The sequence below is a fragment of the Bradyrhizobium sp. LMTR 3 genome (assembly GCF_001693485.1).
GTDB lineage: Bacteria > Pseudomonadota > Alphaproteobacteria > Rhizobiales > Xanthobacteraceae > Bradyrhizobium.
Genome location: NZ_MAXC01000051.1, coordinates 196,442 through 213,776, shown reverse-complemented (window position 1 = coordinate 213,776; position 17,335 = coordinate 196,442). Strand labels below are relative to the sequence as shown.

Here is a 17,335-nt window from a genome sequence, read left to right as displayed (position 1 = left end):
CTTGGCTATGCCACAAACGCCAACAGCGTGCCGTTGCCTTCGGCCGGCGGCACCACGACGCCACCGGCACTCTTCATGCCGGCAGCACCGAGCGCCTTTTCCGCCGCCGCGAGATCGGCCGCGATCACCAGCCCCGCGCCGCCACGCTCGGGCAGTCCCGCCAGCGGGACGTCAGGGTAGCGTGTGCCGAGCTGGGTCTTTGTCAGGAATATGAAGTCGGCGCGGTCGCTGCCCGAAGGGATCGCAATGACGCCGTCCGGTTCGACCCTTGCCTCACGATCGATCATGCTCGCGAGTTGCGCGGCGTCATCCGCCGGCTCCGGGGTGACGATCAGCACTTGCTTTAGGCGCTTGGCGCCATTGGCGTGCTTCATCAATTCGGGAATCCAAACCGTCTCGCGCGTCTTGTGTTGGCAGGCAAAGATGCGCACGCCGCCGGGCGCTTCCGCCGTCGGCCATTGGAAGGTGCGAAACTTGGCCGCGGATACCGTGCCATCCGGCATCGTTACCGGACGTTCGAAATCGGTCGGTCCAATCGGCGGATAGCCGCGCGCGCGAATTTCCTCCGCGCCTTCGGCGGAATCCACCGCCGTGAACGCGATGCGCTCGATACCTTCGCCATTCTTTTCCAGATATGTCCGCGCCGGAGCATTATGTTCCGTCGGCGTCAGCACGCCGAGCAATTCCATATAGTCGGGGTCGAACATGATGGTGTAGTTGCCCGATCCCATATGTGCGCTGTGGGTGCCGCGCGGCGACACGGTGAAGCCGAGCCGCTTGTAGTTTTCGGCGGCTTTGTCGAGGTCTTTCACCATGACCACGGCGTGATCGATTCCGATGATGTTTTTGAGTGCCACTCTTTTGTTCCCTGAGGCTCGTGAGCGGTCTAAGCTAATCAGAACCATCAGTTGCCTGCAAGAAAGGATCATGATGAACACGAGCAACGTCCGCTGGCCCGATTCACTGTGGGCCGCCGTGACGCCATCGGGGCCTGATTTACCGGAACTGATCGGCTCGCAGCAGGTCGATGTGATCGTGATTGGCGGAGGCTTCACCGGACTTTCCACCGCGCTGCATCTGCGCGAAGCGGGCGTCGATGTCGCGATTGTCGAAGCCGCCGAGCCGGGCTGGGGTGCATCGGGCCGTAACAATGGCCAGGTGATCCCGACGCTGTCGCGGCCCGATCCGGAAGATATCATTGCCAAACATGGCGAGGCCGGCGAACGTTTCGTCCACATGCTGCGCGACAGCGCTTCTTATCTCTTCGACGTGACAAGACGCTACAAGATCGACGCCGAGGAGGAACAGGCCGGCTGGGTTCAGCCCGTGCATTCGCCCGGCCGCATCAAGATCGCGGAACGGCGGGTGCGGCAGTGGTCGAAGTTCGGCGCGCCCGTTGAGTTGCTGTCGCGCGAGCAGACGCGCGAAATGCTCGGCTCCGATGCATGGTTCGGCGGCTTCTGGAACAAAACCGGCGGCCACATCAATCCGCTGGCGCTGGCCCGTGGCCTCGCGCGCAGCGTGCTCGGCCTCGGCGCGCGCATTTACGCACGCTCGCCGGCGGAAAGCTTTGAGCGCCGGGGCGACCGCTGGGTGGTCAAGACGGCGAAGGGCGAAATCTCCGGCCATGCGCTTGTCGTGGCGAGCAATGCCTATAGCGGCGAGTTCTCCAAATCGCTGGTGCCTGAGATTGCGCGCGAGGTGATGCCGGTGCTGTCGTGGCAGATGGCGACGCAGCCGTTGTCGGACAACGTCCGCAACACCATCATTCCCGGCCGGCAGGCGATGTCGGATACCCATGGCGAACTCTATTTCGCGCGCTACGACGCGCGAAACCGCTTGGTCACCGGCGGCGCGGTGATTGGCCCCGGCAACAAGGTGGAGCGGATCAAGGCGCGCGTCACCGAGCGCCTGCAGCGGCTGTGGCCGCAGATCGGCGAGGTCTCGTTCGATTACGTCTGGAACGGATATGTCGGCATGACCACGGATTTCCTGCCGCGCATTCACAAGCTCGGACCCAATGCGTTCGGTTGGACCGGCTGCAACGGCCGCGCCGTGGCGCTGACCATCCCGCTCGGCAACGAACTGGCAAAGGCCGTCCGCGGCGTGCCGGACAACGAGTTGGCGCTGCCGTTCACCGAGCCGGCGCCGATCGTCGCGCACGGCATGTTGCGAACACTGGCGCCGCTGATGCTGCTGGTCTATCGCCGGCGCGATGCCAGGGAGATGACGTGACGCAGCGAGCGAGGCTGCCGCTTCTCCCTCTCTCCCCGCGAAGGGGCGGGGAGAGGGAGCTACACCGCCGCCGTCGCGTGCTCCCGCGCAAACTCCCCGCCGGGGATCGAGTCGAGCAGCGCGCGCGTATACGGATGCTGCGGATTGCCGAACACTTCCGCCGCGCGTCCGTGCTCCACCACCTCACCATCCTTCATCACCGCGACGAGGTCGCAGATTTGCGCCGCCACGCGCAGATCATGGGTGATGAAGACGATCGAAAGCCCGAGCCGCGTCCGCAGTTCGGCGAGCAGCTTTAACACCTGCGCCTGCACGGAAACATCGAGCGCCGACACCGGCTCGTCCGCCACCAGCACGTCCGGCTTCAGCGCCAGCGCCCGCGCAAGTCCAATACGCTGGCGCTGGCCGCCGGAGAATTCGTGCGGATAGCGGTCGCCGGCGGAAGGATCCAGCCCGACCAGCGCGAACAGTTCTTTCGCATCCGCAATCGCCTCGGCGCGCGGCGTGCCGTGCACGATTGGTCCCTGCGCCACCAGCTCGGCCGCCTTGCGGCGCGGATTGAGCGAGGCGAACGGGTCCTGAAATACCATCTGGATATGCCGCGTCTCGCGGCGGACTTCTTCACGCGGCATTTTTGCCCAGTCGCTGCCGTCGAGCACGATCGATCCGGTATCGGGATCAATCAGCCGCACGATGCAGCGCGCCAGCGTCGATTTGCCCGAACCGGACTCGCCGACGATACCGAGCGTCGCCCCGCGCGGCAGGTTGAGCGACACGTTCTTCACGGCCGCCGTCACCCGCGCGCCGCGCCCGAGAAAGCCGCCGGTGCGATAGGTCTTCGAAACATCCGTGATCGTCAGGATGTTGTCAGAGGCAAGCGCCCGCGGGGGAGGCGCGTTCAGCGGCGGCACAGCGGCGATGAGCTGCTTGGTATAGGCGTGCTGCGGATGGTGCAGCACCTCGGAAGCCGTCCCCTGTTCGACGATGACGCCGTGCTGCATCACCACCACGCGGTCGGCGATCTCGGCAACGACGCCGAAATCATGGGTGATGAACATGACCGCCGTCCTGCGGCGCTGCTGCAGGTCGCGGATCAGTTTCAATATCTGCGCCTGTGTCGTGACGTCGAGTGCCGTCGTTGGCTCGTCGGCAATCAAGAGTTTCGGATCGAGCGCCAGCGCCATCGCGATCATGGCTCGCTGGCGCTGCCCGCCGGATAGCTCGTGCGGATAGGCCCTTGCCGCGAGCTTCGGATCGGGAATGCGGACGTCGGCGAGCAGGGCCAGCACTTTCGCGCCGATCTCCGCCTTCGACAATTCGGTATGGATCGAGAACATCTCGGCGATCTGGTCGCCGATGGTGCGCAGCGGATTGAGCGCCGTCATCGGCTCCTGGAAGATCATCGCAATACCGGCGCCGCGCACCTCGCGCATTTCAGCAACCGAAGCTGCGCAGAGATCGCGGCCCTCGAATAGCATCCGGCCGCCGTCGATCGTCACCTCGTTCGGCAACAGCCGCATGATCGCATTCGCCATCATCGACTTGCCGGAGCCGGATTCGCCAACCACGCAGAGGATTTCGTTGGAAGCGATTTCCAGTGACACGCCCGACAGCGCATGCGCTCTATCCGCGCCGCCGGGCAGTCGGACGCTCAACCGATCGAGCGAGAGGATGGTATCTTTCCGGCTCATCGGCCTTTCAGCCTCGGATTAAGCGCATCATTGAGGCCCTGGCCGACCAGCGACACAGCGAGCACGGTAACGAGGATGGCGATGCCGGGGATCGCCGAGACGTACCACTGCACCCGCAGCACGTCGCGGCCGAGGCCGATCAGATTGCCCCAGGACGCCACGTTCGGATCGGACAGCCGCAGGAAAGCGAGCGCGCTTTCCAGCAGGATTGCGACTGCCATCACCACGCTGGCATAGACGATCACCGGTGGCAGCGCGTTGGGCAGGATCTCGCCGAAAATGAGCTGGATATTCTTCATGCCGAGGGTCCGCCCGGCCTGGACGAATTCGCGGTTGCGCAGCGACAGGAACTCGGCGCGGGTCAGCCGCGCCGGCGCCGGCCATGAGACCACGCCGACGGCGATGGTGACGGTCGTCAGCGTCGAGCCGAACACGGCGACCAGCACCAAGAGCAGCACGAAATTCGGCAGCGTCTGGAACGCTTCGGTGATCCGCATCAGGACATTGTCGACCCAGCCGCCGTAGTAACCGGCGAAGGCGCCGACCAGGATGCCGATCAGGATCGCGATTGCGGTTGCAACACCCCCGATCAAAAGCGAGATCCGCGCGCCGTAGAATATCTGGGCGGCGATATCGCGTCCGGAATTGTCGGTGCCGAGCAGGAAGCGCGGATTGGAGAACGGCCAGACCAGCGGCCGGCCGGCGAGCGCTAGCGGATCGCGCGGGTAGAACCAGCCGGCCGAGATCGCCATCGCGATCACGATCAAAAGCAGGATCAGGCCCGCGACCGCGGCGGGACTTCGGAAGTAGCGCTTGACCGCGTCCATGGCGTCAGCCCTCGGCCGTGATGCGCGGGTCGAGCCGCGCATAGATGAGGTCGACGATGAAGTTCACGGTGATGACGAGCAGCGCGGAGACGAAGACGATGCCAAGCAGGGTATTGAGGTCGCGCTGCACCACAGACTCGTAGGCAAGCCGCCCGAGCCCCGGCAGCGAGAACACGCTTTCGACCACCACCGATCCGCCCAGCATGGTGCCGGCCTGCAGTCCGATCAGCGTCACCATCGGCAACAGCGCATTGCGCAGCACGTGCCGCGTCACCACGCGCGTCTCGTCGAGACCTTTTGCGCGCGCGGTGCGGACGTAATCGAGATTGAGAACCTCCAGCATCGAGGCGCGCATGATACGAAGATAAATGGCGAGAAAGATCAGCCCGAGGGTGAGCGTCGGCAGCACCAGATGGCTCGCGATATCGAGCACGCGCCAGATGCCGGTCCGGACCGTTCCGATGTCCTCAAAACCACCGGGCGGCAACCATTGCAGATAGACCGAGAACACAACAATGGCCATCAGGCCGAACCAGAACGAGGGCGTGGCGTAGAAGATCAGGCCAAGCGTGGAGATCAGCGTATCGGGCCAGCGGTTGACGCCGCGAGCAGCGATCACGCCGAACACGAGGCCGAAGAAGAACGCAAACGACAGCGACGCGGTCATCAAAAGGATCGTCGGCGGCAGCCGTTCGAGGATAACCGAGGCCACCGGCTTGCCGTAGATCGAGGAGAAGCCGAGGTCGAGCCGCACCAGCCGCCAAAGGTAATTGCCGAGCTGGGCCGGGATCGAGAGGTCGAGCCCATAGAATTTGCGCAGTTCCTTGGCGGTCGCTACATCGCCGCCGCCCATCTGTGCCATCATGGCGTCGACGGTGTCGCCCGGTGCGAACTGCAGCAGCAGGAACACGCCGATCAGGATCAGGATCAGGGTCGGGATCGAGGCGGCGAGCCGCCGCCCCGCGAGGCTCAGAATGCGCATAGACCTATCTTGGCGGATATCGGCTTAAGCCGAAAGCCAAAGATCGTGCCAGCTCGTCGATCCCCAGCGCGGCGTGTTGGAGTGGTTGCGTGCCTTCGCCGTAATCGTGGTGACGAAAATTTGCTCGATCGGCATCCAGACCGGCAGCTCCGTATTCACTTCCTTGACGAATTGGGCGTAGAGCGCCTTGCGTTTGGCCGGATCGATTTCGGTCGCGGCATCGTCGATGGTCTTGTCTACGTTCTTGTCTTGCCAGCCCCACTGGTTGGTCCAGGGTGCACCCTTGGGCTGGCCCGAGCGGTACCAGACCGTGGTCGAGACCGCGGGATCGTTGCGGTATTGGTGCCAGCCGGTGGCGAGATCGAAGGCGTGCTCGTCATAGACCTGCTTGAGGAAGCCGCCGCCGTCGTTACGAACGATCTCGACGGGGATGCCGATCTCGCCCAGCGACTGCTGGATGAAGGTCGACCACAGCGAGATGTCCTCGCCCCACGGCGCAGGCAACAGTCTTAGCGAGAAGCGCGTGCCTCCACGTGCCGCCTTGAAGCCGGCTTCGTCGAGCAGCGCGGCGGCCTTGGCCTTGTCGTAAGCGTATTGCGGCGTGTTCGGCCCCGGGTAGAAGTCCGTCGAGGTCGAGGGGATCGGCCCGGTGCCGAGCTTGGCGAAATCGCCGAGAAAGTTCTCGATGAAGAACGGAACGTTGATCGCATGCGCGATCGCGCGGCGGACGCGGATGTCGGACAATTCCTTGCGGCGGAAGTTGAACTCGAGCGTATTGGTCCGCGCGTTGCCTTCATTGCCCTTGGTCGAGACGACAAAGCGCTTGTCCTTGGAAAGCCGCGCCAGGTCCGAGAGCGTTAGTCCCGAGAACGGCGAGTAGTGCAGCTCGCCGGCCTCCATCTGCGCGGCCGCCGCAGAGCGGTCGGTGATCACGCGCCAGACGATGCGATCGAGATAGGGCGCGTTCGGACGCCAGTAATTCTCGTTGCGGTCGGCGATGACATATTGCCCGCGCTCATATTTGACGAACTTGAACGGGCCGGTGCCGACGGGCGCGAGATTGGTCGGGTTCTGGCGGATATCGCCGCTCTCATAGAGGTGCTTGGCCGAGACATAGCCGAGGTCGGGCAGGGCGCGCAGCAGGAGGTTCAGCGGCATCGGCCGCTCGTACTTGAAGATCGCGGTCTGCGCATCAGGCGTTTCCACCGCGGTGAGGAAGAGCTGCAGCGTCGATCCGTAATTGAGGATCTTCTTCCACATGTTCATGGCGGTGAATTCGACGTCGGCCGAGGTGAACGGCTTGCCGTCGTGCCAGGTGATGCCCTTGCGCAGCTTGAACGTCACCGTCTTGCCGTCGGGGCTCCCTTCCCAGCTTTCGGCGAGCACGCCGACCGGCTGGCCGTTGGCGTCGAGATCGACGAGGTTTTCCTGGATCTTGCCGCCGATGATGTAGACGCCGGTGGAAGCCTGGATGCTCGGATTGAGCTGGCGCTGCTCGGCGCCGTAATGGACGTTGAACACGCCGCCCTTGCGCGGGGTTTCCTGCGCGAAGGCCCGCATCGGATTGATCACGTTGGCCGCGATGGCTGCCGAGGTCAGCAGCGCAGTGCGACGATTGATCTCAAGGCGCGTCAAATCCATGCGAAGTCTCCGAACTCGATATTGATGGCAGACCGTTCACGCGTCCGCCTTGAGCGTGATGTTACGATGGAAGGCCAACGCGAGTCATTTTCAAATCAACGCGCAGAGCGGAAAATCCTTCCAGAAAACAACGTGCTTACTGGCTGATCAGTCTTGCGCATTTTGCCCTGTCAGAAGGCAAATCACGGCTCGCCCCGATAGAGGCAAAGACCCGAGGGCAGTCTCAGATTGTCCGAAAAAGGGGCCTCGGGGTGCGCTGATTCCCCATAAAAATAGGCCCTAGACGGCTTCTGATGCTAAAAATCCCGGAAAAATTGGACGAATCACTGCAACTCGACTAGCGAGATAGTTGTGCAGAATGTCGGAAACCCTGTTTTTTAGGCGGTTTCCGACATATCGTCGCCTGTGCCAGAATCAATGGAGCAACCATGGCCACCCAAATGTCTAAGTCGCAGCTCATCGAGAAGATCGCGACCACCACCGAACTTTCGAAGAAAGAGGTCAAGAACGTGATGGACACGCTCGTTGACGTCGGTCACAAGGAGCTGAAGAAGAACGGGCTATTCCTCGTTCCCGGCTTCGCGAAGTTCGTCGTGGTGAAGAAGCCGGCGACCAAGGCTCGGAAGGGCACCAACCCCTTCACGGGCGAGGAAATGATGTTCAAGGCCAAGCCGGCCCGCAAGATCGTCCGGGCCCGCCCGGTCAAGGCCGCCAAGGACGCGGTTTAAGACAAGCGGAAAGGCCCCTGGCGACGGGGGCCTTTTTGTTTGCGGGTCGCGTTCCCCGGATGCAGCGCAGCAGGCCGCGTTAGCGGCGTGATGCGCTGCTGATCCGGGGTCCATGCGACCGTAGGTCCCGGCTCTGCGGAGCAGCGTTGCACGCTGCACCGCGTCCGGGACACGAGAGGCGGATCGGCAAAAGCGATATCCCTCATACCACCGGCGACCGCCCGCCATCGACATTGATGGCGGTGCCGGTGATGAACGAGCCCTGATCGGAAGCGAGGAAGCAGGCCAAATTGGCGAATTCCTCCGCCGTGCCGATGCGCCCCAAAGGCGTGCCCTTGGCGAGGTTTTTCGCAAACACCTCGAAATCCATATCGGGTGCCTGCGCGGCGTGGCGCTTGACCCATTGATCGCTCATGATCAGGCCGACCAGCATGGCGTTCACCAGGATGTTGTGCTCGCCGCCTTCGCTCGCCATCACCTTGGTCAGCGCCATGCCGGCCGCCCTTGAGACCGAGGTCGGCGCCGAGGAGGCAGCCGGCGCCTTGGCGTAGGTGTTGAGCACGTTGATGATGCGGCCCCATTTGCGCGCCTTCATGCCCGGCCAGACCAGCCGGCTGAAGCGGATCGCGGCGAATAGCTTGAGATCGAGGTCTTCCTGCCAGGCTTCGTCGCTGATGTTCTCGAACGCCATCGTCCGCGCGGTGCCTGCATTGTTGATGAGGACGTCGGCCGGGCCGAGGTCGGCGACAATCCTTTCATGCGCATTGCCGATGTCTTCCGCCTTCGAGACGTCGCAAACGTAATCGCGAACCTCCAGTCCGTCCTTCGCAAGCTGCTCCCGCGCTGCCGTGAGGTCGGCTGCGCCGCGCGCGAGGATCGCTACTTTGGCGCCGGAGGCGGCAAATCGCCGCGCGACGGCGAGGCCAATCCCTTTGCTGCCGCCGGTGACTCTGTCCTTCATCGTGACTTGCATGTGGTTCTGCCTGTGAATTGACCCGGAACGGGTCGAGTGACCCCCATTGTTGCCGTGCCTTATCGCAGCGTCAACGCGCGCCCTCGCGCGATGACGAACGCGTGAGTGCCGGAAAATACCACCGGGTTGGCCGGCATTTTCGACAAGGATTTTCCCCGTTTGCCGCCACCGGGAACGGCAATGTTGCTATTTTCCAGCGCGCCTTGTGGGGCTCGGCGACCGCGCCAAGATCAAGCAGAACAACAATGGAGTCCAGGAGACCACCATGGGCCTGCAGCAAGCAAAACTCGAATCGCTTCCCTTCGTCACCGCCGAGCTGAACTATCTCGCGCCGACGCCGGGAAAGCCCCGCACCTACGCGTTCGATCTGCCGCCGGGCGAAGCCAAATCCACCGCACTGCCCGAACCGCACAACGTCCCGATCTTCGACGCGCGCCTGATCGCGGCAAACCTTTCGCTGGACCGCGAAGGTTTCGAGCTGGTCCGCCATCCCACCATCGTCAGGAATTTCTACGACGATAAGGAAGTGAAAAACGTCTACTATCCCGCCGTGGAAGCCTTCCTGAAGGCGACGCTCAAAGCCGACCGCGTCTTCATCTTCGACCACACGGTGCGCAAGCGCGTGGCAGGCGCCGCCGATATCAGGGCCGCTGGCCCACGCCAGCCGGCTACGCGCGTCCATGTCGACCAGACCGATAAATCAGGCGCCAACCGCGTGCGCGAACATCTGCCGGATGAGGCTGACGAGCTTCTGAAGGGACGGGTGCAGGTCATCAACGTCTGGCGGCCGATCCGCGGTCCGTTGCTCGATGCGCCGCTGGCAATGTGCGACGGCCAGACGGTCGAGCCGGGCGATCTCGTCGCTTCCGACCTGATCTATCCGAACCGCAGCGGCGAAACCTATTCGGTAAAATACAATCCGAACCATCGCTGGTACTACATTCCGGAAATGCGGACCGACGAGGCGTTGCTGTTGAAATGCTACGATTCCGCAACCGACGGCCGCACACGGTTCGGGCCGCATACCGCCTTCATCGATCCGACCACGCCGACCGATGCGCCGCCGCGCGAGAGCATCGAACTGCGAACGCTGGTGTTCCACAGGAACTGATCGCTGCGAGCGGGCGGATTCGCGTTCTCAACATATTGGTGCTACCTCGCCCCGAAACAGTTTTGGGGCGAGACGGCTCATGGACGACGGCAAGGCCGACGGTGCGGATGTCAATTTCCGCGCACTGATTTTTGCGCTGCTGGCGCTGGCCTGTGGTCACATGCTGTCGACGCTGCTGCGAACCATTCCGGCCATCAGTCTCGACGTGATGGCGGCCGATTTCAGAACGCCCTCGCAGACGCTGGCGAGCCTGACCTCGATCTACCATTTCGCCTTTGCCGCTTCGCAGATTCCGGTCGGCGCAGCGATGGATAGGTTTGGCGTGCGGCCGGTGTCGCTCGGTCTGCTGGCGGGAACCATCGTCGGCGCGCTGGCGTCGGGTCTGGCCACCGGGCCGGAGAGCTTTCTGTTCGGCCAATTCCTGCTCGGGGTCGCCACCTCGGGCATGCTGATGTGCCCGATGACGCTGGCGGCGAAACAGATGTCGGCGGCGCGCTTCGGGCTGTGGTCCGGCATCATTCTCTCGATCGGCAATATCGGCATGCTGCTGTCGTCGAGCCCGTTGGCCTTCGTCGTCGAGCAGTGGGGATGGCGTGCCGGATTCTGGATTTCCGCCGGCTTCGGAGCTGTGGTGGCGGTGGCCGTGTTCGCGCTGGTGCCGAAGCAACCGGCCGCGCATGCCGACGACTCCTCGCCATTGTGGCAAATGGCCGAGGTGCTGCGCATCGGCCTGTCGCGACCACTGCGCGGCCTGATCGCGCTGTCGCTGGTCTCGCTAGCGGCCTCGCTGGTGTTGCGCGGATTGTGGGGCGGACCGTGGCTGATGGAGGTCAAGGGGCTCGGCCGCATCGAGGCCGGCAACGCGCTCGGCCTGTTCACGCTGGCGTTGATCGTTGGTCCCGTCCTGATCGGCATTCTCGACCGCAACATCGGCCACCGCCGCGAGATCCTGGCTGCCAGCCATTGCTTCGTAGCCGTGTTGCTCGCGCTGATGGCGGCGGGCGCGCCGCATTATCCGCTTTCGGAACTGTTCGGGACGACGGCGATCCCGCCGCGATTTGACAGCGTGCTGCTGGTCATGATCGGCATCGCGATATCGGCACAGCCGCTGCTGTTCGGCATGACGCGGCAACTGGCGGGCGCACAGAACGCCGGCAAGGCGCTCTCCGCCGTCAACCTCGCGTTCTTCCTCGGCGTCGCGCTGATGCAATCGGCAACCGGCGTGGTTGCGGCGCTGCTGGGCCTGCCCGCGGTGCTGCTGTTCATGGCGGCGGCCTTGATCGTCGGGACGGTGGTGTTTTTGCTGTACACGTAGGATGGGTGGAGCCACCGGGTGCGGCCTTTGGCCGGCCCGATGATAAACTCCGCGATACCCATCAATTCCAGCCTCCCGTGTTGTGATGGGTTTCGCAATGGCCCCACCCATCCTACACTCTGATGCTGAACAACTGACAACGGGTAACCATGTCCGCCAGGATCGATCCCATCACGCGCTCTGTCGTCCAGCACCGCCTCAGCTCGATCGTGAAGGAGATGGGCGAGGCGATGCTTCGCACCTCCTATTCGCAGATCCTCAATTCCAGCCGCGATTTTTCGCTCGCGATCTGCGACACGAGCGGGCGACTGATCGCGCAGGCCGATCACCTGCCGGTTCATGTCGGGGCGCTGCCATGGGCGACGCTCGCGGTCGAAGAGCGCTTCAAGGACGTTAAACCCGGCGACGTGATCCTGCTCAACGATCCCTATTACGGCGGAAGCCATCTGCCTGATCTGACCGCCTTCGTGCCGGTGTTCGACGGCGAGCGGCGGCTGCTCTGGACCATCGTGCGCGCACACCAGAGCGACATCGGCGGCGCCACCCATGGCGCCTATAACCCTGCCGCGACCGAGATCTATCAGGAGGGGCTGCGCGTTCCGCCAATCAAGCTCTATGAAGCGGGTAAGCTCCGCGACGATCTGCTCGACCTGCTGGCGCTGAACATTCGCAACCCCAGGGAATTCCGCGGCGATCTCGCGGCCATGCTCGGCGCGGCGCATCTCGGCGAGCGGCGGCTGTCGCGATTGTTTGCGGAGTTCGGTGCGCCGGTGGTCGAAGCCGCGGTGGAAGCCATCCTCGATGCCACCGAACAGCAGACCCGCGCGGTGGTCTCGACCTGGAAGGACGGCGTGTTTTACGGCGAGGCGTTTCTCGACGATGACGGCCATGGCTGCAGCGACATCCGCATCGCGGCGAAGGTGACCAAGAATGGCAGTGACGTCGAGGTCGATCTCTCCGACTCCGATCCGCAATCGACCAGCTTTGTGAATTCCTCGCACGCCAACATGCAGGCCGCGGTGGCGATGGCGTTTGCCTATCTGATCGACGCCGAGATTCCGAAGAACACCGGCGCGCTGCGCCCGCTGAAGGTAATTGCAAAGCAGGGCACGGTGGTGTGGGCCGATCCGGGCCGGCCGGTGACGCTGTGCACCAGTCATCCCTCCAATGAAATCGTCGAAGCCATCGTGAAAGCCCTGTCGGCATCCTGTCCGGAACGCGCAATGGCGGGCTGGAGCCGGCGCTTTCGCATCGCAATCCAGGGCGAAGACCCGCGCACGGGAAAGAATTTCATCTGGCACCTGTTTCAGGCGCGGCCCGGCGGCGGCGCGTCATCCGGCGGCGATGGCTGGTCGTCGATCGGCGAGTGGCACTCGGTCGGCGGGTTGAAGTTCGGCAGCCTGGAGGTCGCCGAAGTGCGCTTTCCCCTGCATTTTCGCACGCATGAATTCCGCCCCGGCTCCGGCGGCGACGGGCAGCATCGCGGCGGCCTCGGCGTGTCGCTCGATCTGGTGCTGGAGACGGAAAAGTCTGCGAAGGGCAACACCGCCGGCGACGGCGCGCGCCACGGTCCCTGCGGCATGCTCGGCGGGCAGGACGGCAAGCCGCATCACTATCGTCTACTCTCCGAAGGCCGCGAGCCGCGCGTGCTGCGCACCAAGGAAGTCGGTATCGAGCTGCGCCCCGGCGATTGCCTCGAAATCCGTTCCTCCGGCGGCGGCGGCTGGGGGTCGCCTGCGAAACGATCGGCTGAAGCGCGTCAGCGCGACCGCGAGCAGGGCCTGACCGAAGTCGCGACGGAGCAGGCGTCTTCATGATGTTCAGGATAGGCATTGACGTCGGCGGGACCTACACCGATCTCGTGGCGACTGACGAGACCGGCCGCACCGTGTTTGCGAAATCGCCATCGACGCCGGCTGATCAATCGATCGGCGTGATGGCGGGGCTGGAAGAATTGGCGCGGCGGCTCAACGTCACGCGCGCGGACATGCTCGCGGCGACCGATCGCCTCGTGCACGGCACGACGGTCGCGACCAATGCGCTGCTGGAGCGCAAGGGCGCAAAAGTGGCGCTGATCACCACCGAAGGTCATCGCGACGTCATCGAGATGCGCGAAGGCCTGAAACCCGACCGCTACGATTTGCGCTCACCGCCGCCGGCGCCGCTGGTGCCGCGCGATTTGCGTTTCGGTGTCAAGGAGCGGCTCAAGGCCGACGGCGGTGTCCTTATTCCGCTCGACCTAAAGTCGCTCGACAATGCCATTGCCGGCATCAGGCGATCGGGCGCGACCTCGGTCGCGGTATGCTTTCTGCATTCCTATCTCAACCCGGTTCACGAACTCGCCGCCGTCGAGCGGCTGAAGCAGGCGCTGCCGGACATCAGCATCTCGCGCTCCAGCGACGTGCTGCCGCAGATCAAGGAATATGAACGCGTCTCGACCACGATCGTGAACGCCTATGTCGAGCCGATCGTGCGGCGCTATCTGACCAATCTCGAAGCGCGGCTCGGCGAGGCCGGCTTCAAGGGCAGTCTCTTCGTCGTGCTGTCGCATGGCGGCATGGCGCCGGTCGAGGAAGCTTCGCGCCTTGCCGCGGGCACGGTGCTGTCAGGCCCCGCGGGCGGCATGTCCGGCGGACGGCGCTGTTCCGACTTGGTCGGCATTCCCGATCTGGTGCCGTTCGACATGGGCGGCACCTCGACCGATATCTCGCTGATTTCTGGGGGACAGGTCTCGCTCTCGGCCGACGGCATGCTGGCCGGCCAGCGCATCGCGCTGCGCAGCCTCGATATCGCGAGCATCGCCGCCGGCGGCGGCTCGATCGCGAGCGTCGATGCCAGCCGCACGCTGCGGGTCGGGCCCGAAAGCGCGGGCTCGGTACCGGGTCCGGCCTGTTACGGCAATGGCGGCGAGGCCGCCACTGTGACCGACGCCAATGTCGTGCTCGGCTATCTCGATGCCACAGCCTTCATGGGCGGCAAGCGCCCGCTCGACCGTGCCGCCTCGGAAGCTGCAGTTGATCGCATCGCCGCTGCGATGGAGCTGTCGCGCGTCGATGCCGCCGCCGGCATCTACCGCATGATCAATCTGAACATGGCCGACGGCATCCGCCTGATGACGCTGCGCCGCGGCGTCGATCCGCGAAAGTTTGCGCTATTGAGTTTCGGCGGCGCGGCGGGCCTGCACGCGGCGGAGGTCGCGCGCGAGCTCGAGATCAAGCGCATCATCGTGCCGACGGTGGCGTCCGTGCTGTCGGCCTGGGGCATGCTGACCAGCGATCTCCGCTACGAAGTCAGCCGCACGCATTATGGCGCCGGCACGCGCATCACGGCCGATGAGGTGCGCGACCTCTTTGCCGGGCTGGAGCAGCAGGCTGCCGGCCGCCTGCGCTCGTGGTTCAATGGCCCGATTGCAATCGAGCGCTCCGCCGAAATGCGCTACGGCGAGCAGATCTTTGAGATCGACGTCTCGCTCGATGGCCTCGACTGGAACGCCGCCGATCTCGTGGACCAGATCGAAGATCGTTTCCATATCAGGCACGAGGAGCTCTACACCTACGCCTCGCGCGGCCAGGAAGTCGTGTTCGTCAACGCGCGGGTGGCCGCGATCGGTGAAGTCGCGCGACTTGATTCCGATACAAGGCCCGCAGCGTCATCAGCCGCCTGCGCACCACGCAGCCAGCGGCAAGCTTTCTTCGGCGGCTGGCGCGAAGTCCCGGTCTACGCGCTCGACGACCTGCAGCCCGGCCACACTTTGGCCGGACCGGCCATCATCGAGGCAGAGACCACGACGGTGCTGGTCGACACGGGGGACCGCGTGACGGTGAACGCCCTGGGCTGGCTGGATATCGCGCTACGCGGACACGTAGATACGTAGCCCGGATGAGCGAAGCGATATCCGGGGTCGGCCGTTGTCCCGCATGTCGCTTCGCTCATGCGGGCAACGTTGCTGCTCAAATCGGTGCATTTACCGATTGCGGCCCCTACACGGCCAATCTCGACCATGTATACGGCCAAGACCCAATTCGTTCGCCAGCCACAACGGAACCGTTGCCTCTTGAGGCCCCTCGCGTATCACCGGCACCACGGGCTCGCCGCACGGATCGACCCGGTCGTCCTCAGGGCGATAACGATATCGTGGAACGATATTGTAATCCCAGTAGGGAGTTGGCCTTACGATGGGCACCCTGACGATAGGCCTTTCCCGTGGTTCACGAACGACTTGGGCCGTCTGCGCATGCGCTGCGGTACCAAACGTGCCGAGGTTACACAGGACCAGGGCCGCTCCCAAAGCTACTATCGCTATCCTCATGCCTCGACCTCCTTGCCACACACAGCTTAGATGGAACTCCAGCGATGTTCGAGTTCGCGTCTCGGTTGAGGTATATCGGACATCAAAGACATCGAAACCGCAACGTCTCATTTTATGAAGACTGGCGGCGTGCGCTACTGCAGCGCCCTACGCAGCCCACATTTCATTTTAACAACCTGATCTCTCGCGCTATCATCGCCATCGCTGGGTGGCGTCACGAGCTCTGAACAGCTCGCGTTCGAGGCTGCGTCGATGACAACAAGAATAAAATGGCTGCCACCAGCCTTCTTCGTTGCATTGTTGCTGGCACCGATTTGGGCCGCCCCGCCGCCGACCCGTGCCGCCGGCGTGACCGATACCGAGATCCGCATCGGCAACATCATGCCCTACACCGGCCCGCTGGCCGCGTTCGCCTCGATCGGACGCGCCGAGGCCGCGTATTTCGATATGATCAACGAACGCGGCGGCATTAACGGGCGCAAGATCAGGTTCATCTCCCGCGACGACAGCTCAAATCCGAGAACGGCGGTCGAGCATACAAGCGAGCTGGTCGAACAGGAGCGTGTGCACCTGATGTTCGGGTCGTTCGGCACGCCGGCCAATCTGGCGACGCGAAGCTATCTCAACGAGCGAAGCATCCCGCAGCTCTTCGTCGCCTCCGGCGACGAGGAGTGGGCGCATCCGAAGCGGTTTCCCTGGACGATGGGCTGGCAGCCGACCTTCCGCTCCGAGGGCCGGATCTATGCCAACTACATTCAAGCCGCCTATCCGAGCCGGAAGATCGCCGTGCTCTGGCAGAACGATCAGTTCGGCCGCGATCTGTTCCGGGGATTGCAGGAGGGGCTCGGCATCACCGCCAACATGATCGTTGCCGACATTGCCGTCGATGCGGACATGTCGATCGATACGCAGGTTGATATCCTGAAGAACTCCGGCGCTGAAGTGCTCGTGCTCAATTGTGCGCCGCCGATCGCGGCGCGTGCGATCCGTAAGGCGGCTGAACTGGGGTGGCATCCGGTGTTGTTGCTGGTCAATGCGGCGGCGTCGATTGCGAACGCGCTGCGACCGGCGGGGCTTCAGAATTCCATCGGCGTGATCTCCACCTCATACCTGAAGGATGCCGGCGACGCCACCTGGAAGGACGATCCTGCCATCAAGGCGTGGCTTGCGTTCATGGACAAGTATTATCCGGATGGAGACAAGGAGGATGGCTACGCCATCTTCGGCTACGCCGCGGCCGAAACGCTGGTCCAGGTGTTGACCCAGTGCGGCGACGACCTGTCGCGCGAGAACATCATGCGGCAGGCGGCGTCCTTAAGGAATTACCAGAGCACGGTCGCATTTCCGGGAATAGCGATCAACACCGGACCGGCCGACTTCCACCCGATCGAGCAGATGCGGCTGGTGCAGTTCGACGGCAGCGCGTGGCAGCCGATCGGCGATGTGATCGAGAGCGCGTTCCTGGGCGCACCGGGCGATAAGTGACAGAATGTAGGGTGGGCAAAGGCGCGAAGCGTCGTGCC

13 protein-coding genes are annotated in these 17,335 nt (G+C 63.8%); 7 read left to right on the top strand and 6 right to left on the bottom strand.

The window, feature by feature from the left end:
- Window positions 1-5: 5 nt before the first annotated feature.
- On the bottom strand, window positions 6-857 hold the full coding sequence (locus LMTR3_RS31325) for a VOC family protein (RefSeq protein WP_065748812.1): 852 nt from the start codon (window positions 855-857) through the stop codon (window positions 6-8).
- Window positions 858-930: 73 nt separating this feature from the next.
- Between LMTR3_RS31325 and LMTR3_RS31320 the strand changes: the two genes are divergently transcribed.
- Entirely contained in the window at window positions 931-2,235 is a 1,305-nt protein-coding gene (locus LMTR3_RS31320) for an NAD(P)/FAD-dependent oxidoreductase (RefSeq protein ID WP_065748997.1), read from the top strand.
- A 59-nt stretch (window positions 2,236-2,294) separates the two neighbouring features.
- Here LMTR3_RS31320 and LMTR3_RS31315 read toward each other — a convergent pair whose 3' ends face one another.
- Genes LMTR3_RS31315 through LMTR3_RS31300 form a run of 4 tightly spaced genes read right to left on the bottom strand, consistent with a single transcriptional unit; the run spans window position 2,295 to window position 7,376 of the window.
- A complete protein-coding gene (locus tag LMTR3_RS31315) occupies window positions 2,295-3,926 on the bottom strand; it encodes an ABC transporter ATP-binding protein (protein ID WP_065748811.1) in 1,632 nt (543 codons plus the stop codon).
- A complete protein-coding gene (locus tag LMTR3_RS31310) occupies window positions 3,923-4,753 on the bottom strand; it encodes an ABC transporter permease (protein ID WP_057843250.1) in 831 nt (276 codons plus the stop codon). Before LMTR3_RS31310 ends, LMTR3_RS31315 begins: the two co-directional genes overlap by 4 nt.
- A gap of 4 nt (window positions 4,754-4,757) precedes the next feature.
- Window positions 4,758-5,735 carry an ABC transporter permease gene (locus LMTR3_RS31305; RefSeq protein ID WP_065748810.1) on the bottom strand — a complete coding sequence of 326 codons (978 nt, stop codon included), beginning with the start codon at window positions 5,733-5,735 and terminating at the stop codon, window positions 4,758-4,760.
- 24 nt (window positions 5,736-5,759) lie between these two features.
- Entirely contained in the window at window positions 5,760-7,376 is a 1,617-nt protein-coding gene (locus LMTR3_RS31300) for an ABC transporter substrate-binding protein (protein WP_065748809.1), read from the bottom strand.
- Window positions 7,377-7,804: 428 nt separating this feature from the next.
- Here LMTR3_RS31300 and LMTR3_RS31295 point away from each other — a divergent pair, with 428 nt between their 5' ends.
- Window positions 7,805-8,104, top strand: coding sequence for an HU family DNA-binding protein (locus LMTR3_RS31295; RefSeq protein WP_028347431.1), 300 nt, complete (start codon window positions 7,805-7,807; stop codon window positions 8,102-8,104).
- Window positions 8,105-8,306: 202 nt separating this feature from the next.
- Here LMTR3_RS31295 and LMTR3_RS31290 read toward each other — a convergent pair whose 3' ends face one another.
- Window positions 8,307-9,065 (bottom strand): SDR family oxidoreductase, encoded by a 759-nt coding sequence (locus LMTR3_RS31290; RefSeq protein ID WP_245320062.1) that lies wholly within the window; start codon window positions 9,063-9,065, stop codon window positions 8,307-8,309.
- A gap of 277 nt (window positions 9,066-9,342) precedes the next feature.
- Between LMTR3_RS31290 and LMTR3_RS31285 the strand changes: the two genes are divergently transcribed.
- The 5 genes from LMTR3_RS31285 to LMTR3_RS31265 all read left to right on the top strand — a co-directional run bounded on the left by LMTR3_RS31285 (window position 9,343) and on the right by LMTR3_RS31265 (window position 17,297).
- Window positions 9,343-10,188: a CmcJ/NvfI family oxidoreductase gene (locus LMTR3_RS31285; protein WP_065748996.1), complete on the top strand. Its 846-nt coding sequence runs from the start codon at window positions 9,343-9,345 to the stop codon at window positions 10,186-10,188.
- A gap of 79 nt (window positions 10,189-10,267) precedes the next feature.
- On the top strand, window positions 10,268-11,503 hold the full coding sequence (locus LMTR3_RS31280; RefSeq protein ID WP_065748807.1) for an MFS transporter: 1,236 nt from the start codon (window positions 10,268-10,270) through the stop codon (window positions 11,501-11,503).
- Between the two features lie 149 nt (window positions 11,504-11,652).
- On the top strand, window positions 11,653-13,320 hold the full coding sequence (locus LMTR3_RS31275) for a hydantoinase B/oxoprolinase family protein (RefSeq protein ID WP_065748806.1): 1,668 nt from the start codon (window positions 11,653-11,655) through the stop codon (window positions 13,318-13,320).
- Window positions 13,317-15,377 (top strand): hydantoinase/oxoprolinase family protein, encoded by a 2,061-nt coding sequence (locus LMTR3_RS31270; RefSeq protein WP_245320061.1) that lies wholly within the window; start codon window positions 13,317-13,319, stop codon window positions 15,375-15,377. Before LMTR3_RS31275 ends, LMTR3_RS31270 begins: the two co-directional genes overlap by 4 nt.
- 687 nt (window positions 15,378-16,064) lie before the next feature.
- On the top strand, window positions 16,065-17,297 hold the full coding sequence (locus LMTR3_RS31265) for an ABC transporter substrate-binding protein (protein WP_065748804.1): 1,233 nt from the start codon (window positions 16,065-16,067) through the stop codon (window positions 17,295-17,297).
- Window positions 17,298-17,335: the final 38 nt, after the last annotated feature.

What these genes read in the sequence shown, in the direction of transcription:
- LMTR3_RS31315 (WP_065748811.1), bottom strand. Translation starts at nt 3,926, where the DNA reads ATGAGCCGGAAAGATACCATCCTCTCGCTCGATCGGTTGAGCGTCCGA.
- LMTR3_RS31275 (WP_065748806.1), top strand. Translation starts at nt 11,653, where the DNA reads ATGTCCGCCAGGATCGATCCCATCACGCGCTCTGTCGTCCAGCACCGC.
- LMTR3_RS31270 (WP_245320061.1), top strand. Translation starts at nt 13,317, where the DNA reads ATGATGTTCAGGATAGGCATTGACGTCGGCGGGACCTACACCGATCTC.
- LMTR3_RS31320 (WP_065748997.1), top strand. Translation starts at nt 931, where the DNA reads ATGAACACGAGCAACGTCCGCTGGCCCGATTCACTGTGGGCCGCCGTG.
- LMTR3_RS31305 (WP_065748810.1), bottom strand. Translation starts at nt 5,735, where the DNA reads ATGCGCATTCTGAGCCTCGCGGGGCGGCGGCTCGCCGCCTCGATCCCG.
- LMTR3_RS31285 (WP_065748996.1), top strand. Translation starts at nt 9,343, where the DNA reads ATGGGCCTGCAGCAAGCAAAACTCGAATCGCTTCCCTTCGTCACCGCC.
- LMTR3_RS31265 (WP_065748804.1), top strand. Translation starts at nt 16,065, where the DNA reads ATGACAACAAGAATAAAATGGCTGCCACCAGCCTTCTTCGTTGCATTG.
- LMTR3_RS31290 (WP_245320062.1), bottom strand. Translation starts at nt 9,065, where the DNA reads ATGAAGGACAGAGTCACCGGCGGCAGCAAAGGGATTGGCCTCGCCGTC.
- LMTR3_RS31295 (WP_028347431.1), top strand. Translation starts at nt 7,805, where the DNA reads ATGGCCACCCAAATGTCTAAGTCGCAGCTCATCGAGAAGATCGCGACC.
- LMTR3_RS31300 (WP_065748809.1), bottom strand. Translation starts at nt 7,376, where the DNA reads ATGGATTTGACGCGCCTTGAGATCAATCGTCGCACTGCGCTGCTGACC.
- LMTR3_RS31310 (WP_057843250.1), bottom strand. Translation starts at nt 4,753, where the DNA reads ATGGACGCGGTCAAGCGCTACTTCCGAAGTCCCGCCGCGGTCGCGGGC.
- LMTR3_RS31280 (WP_065748807.1), top strand. Translation starts at nt 10,268, where the DNA reads ATGGACGACGGCAAGGCCGACGGTGCGGATGTCAATTTCCGCGCACTG.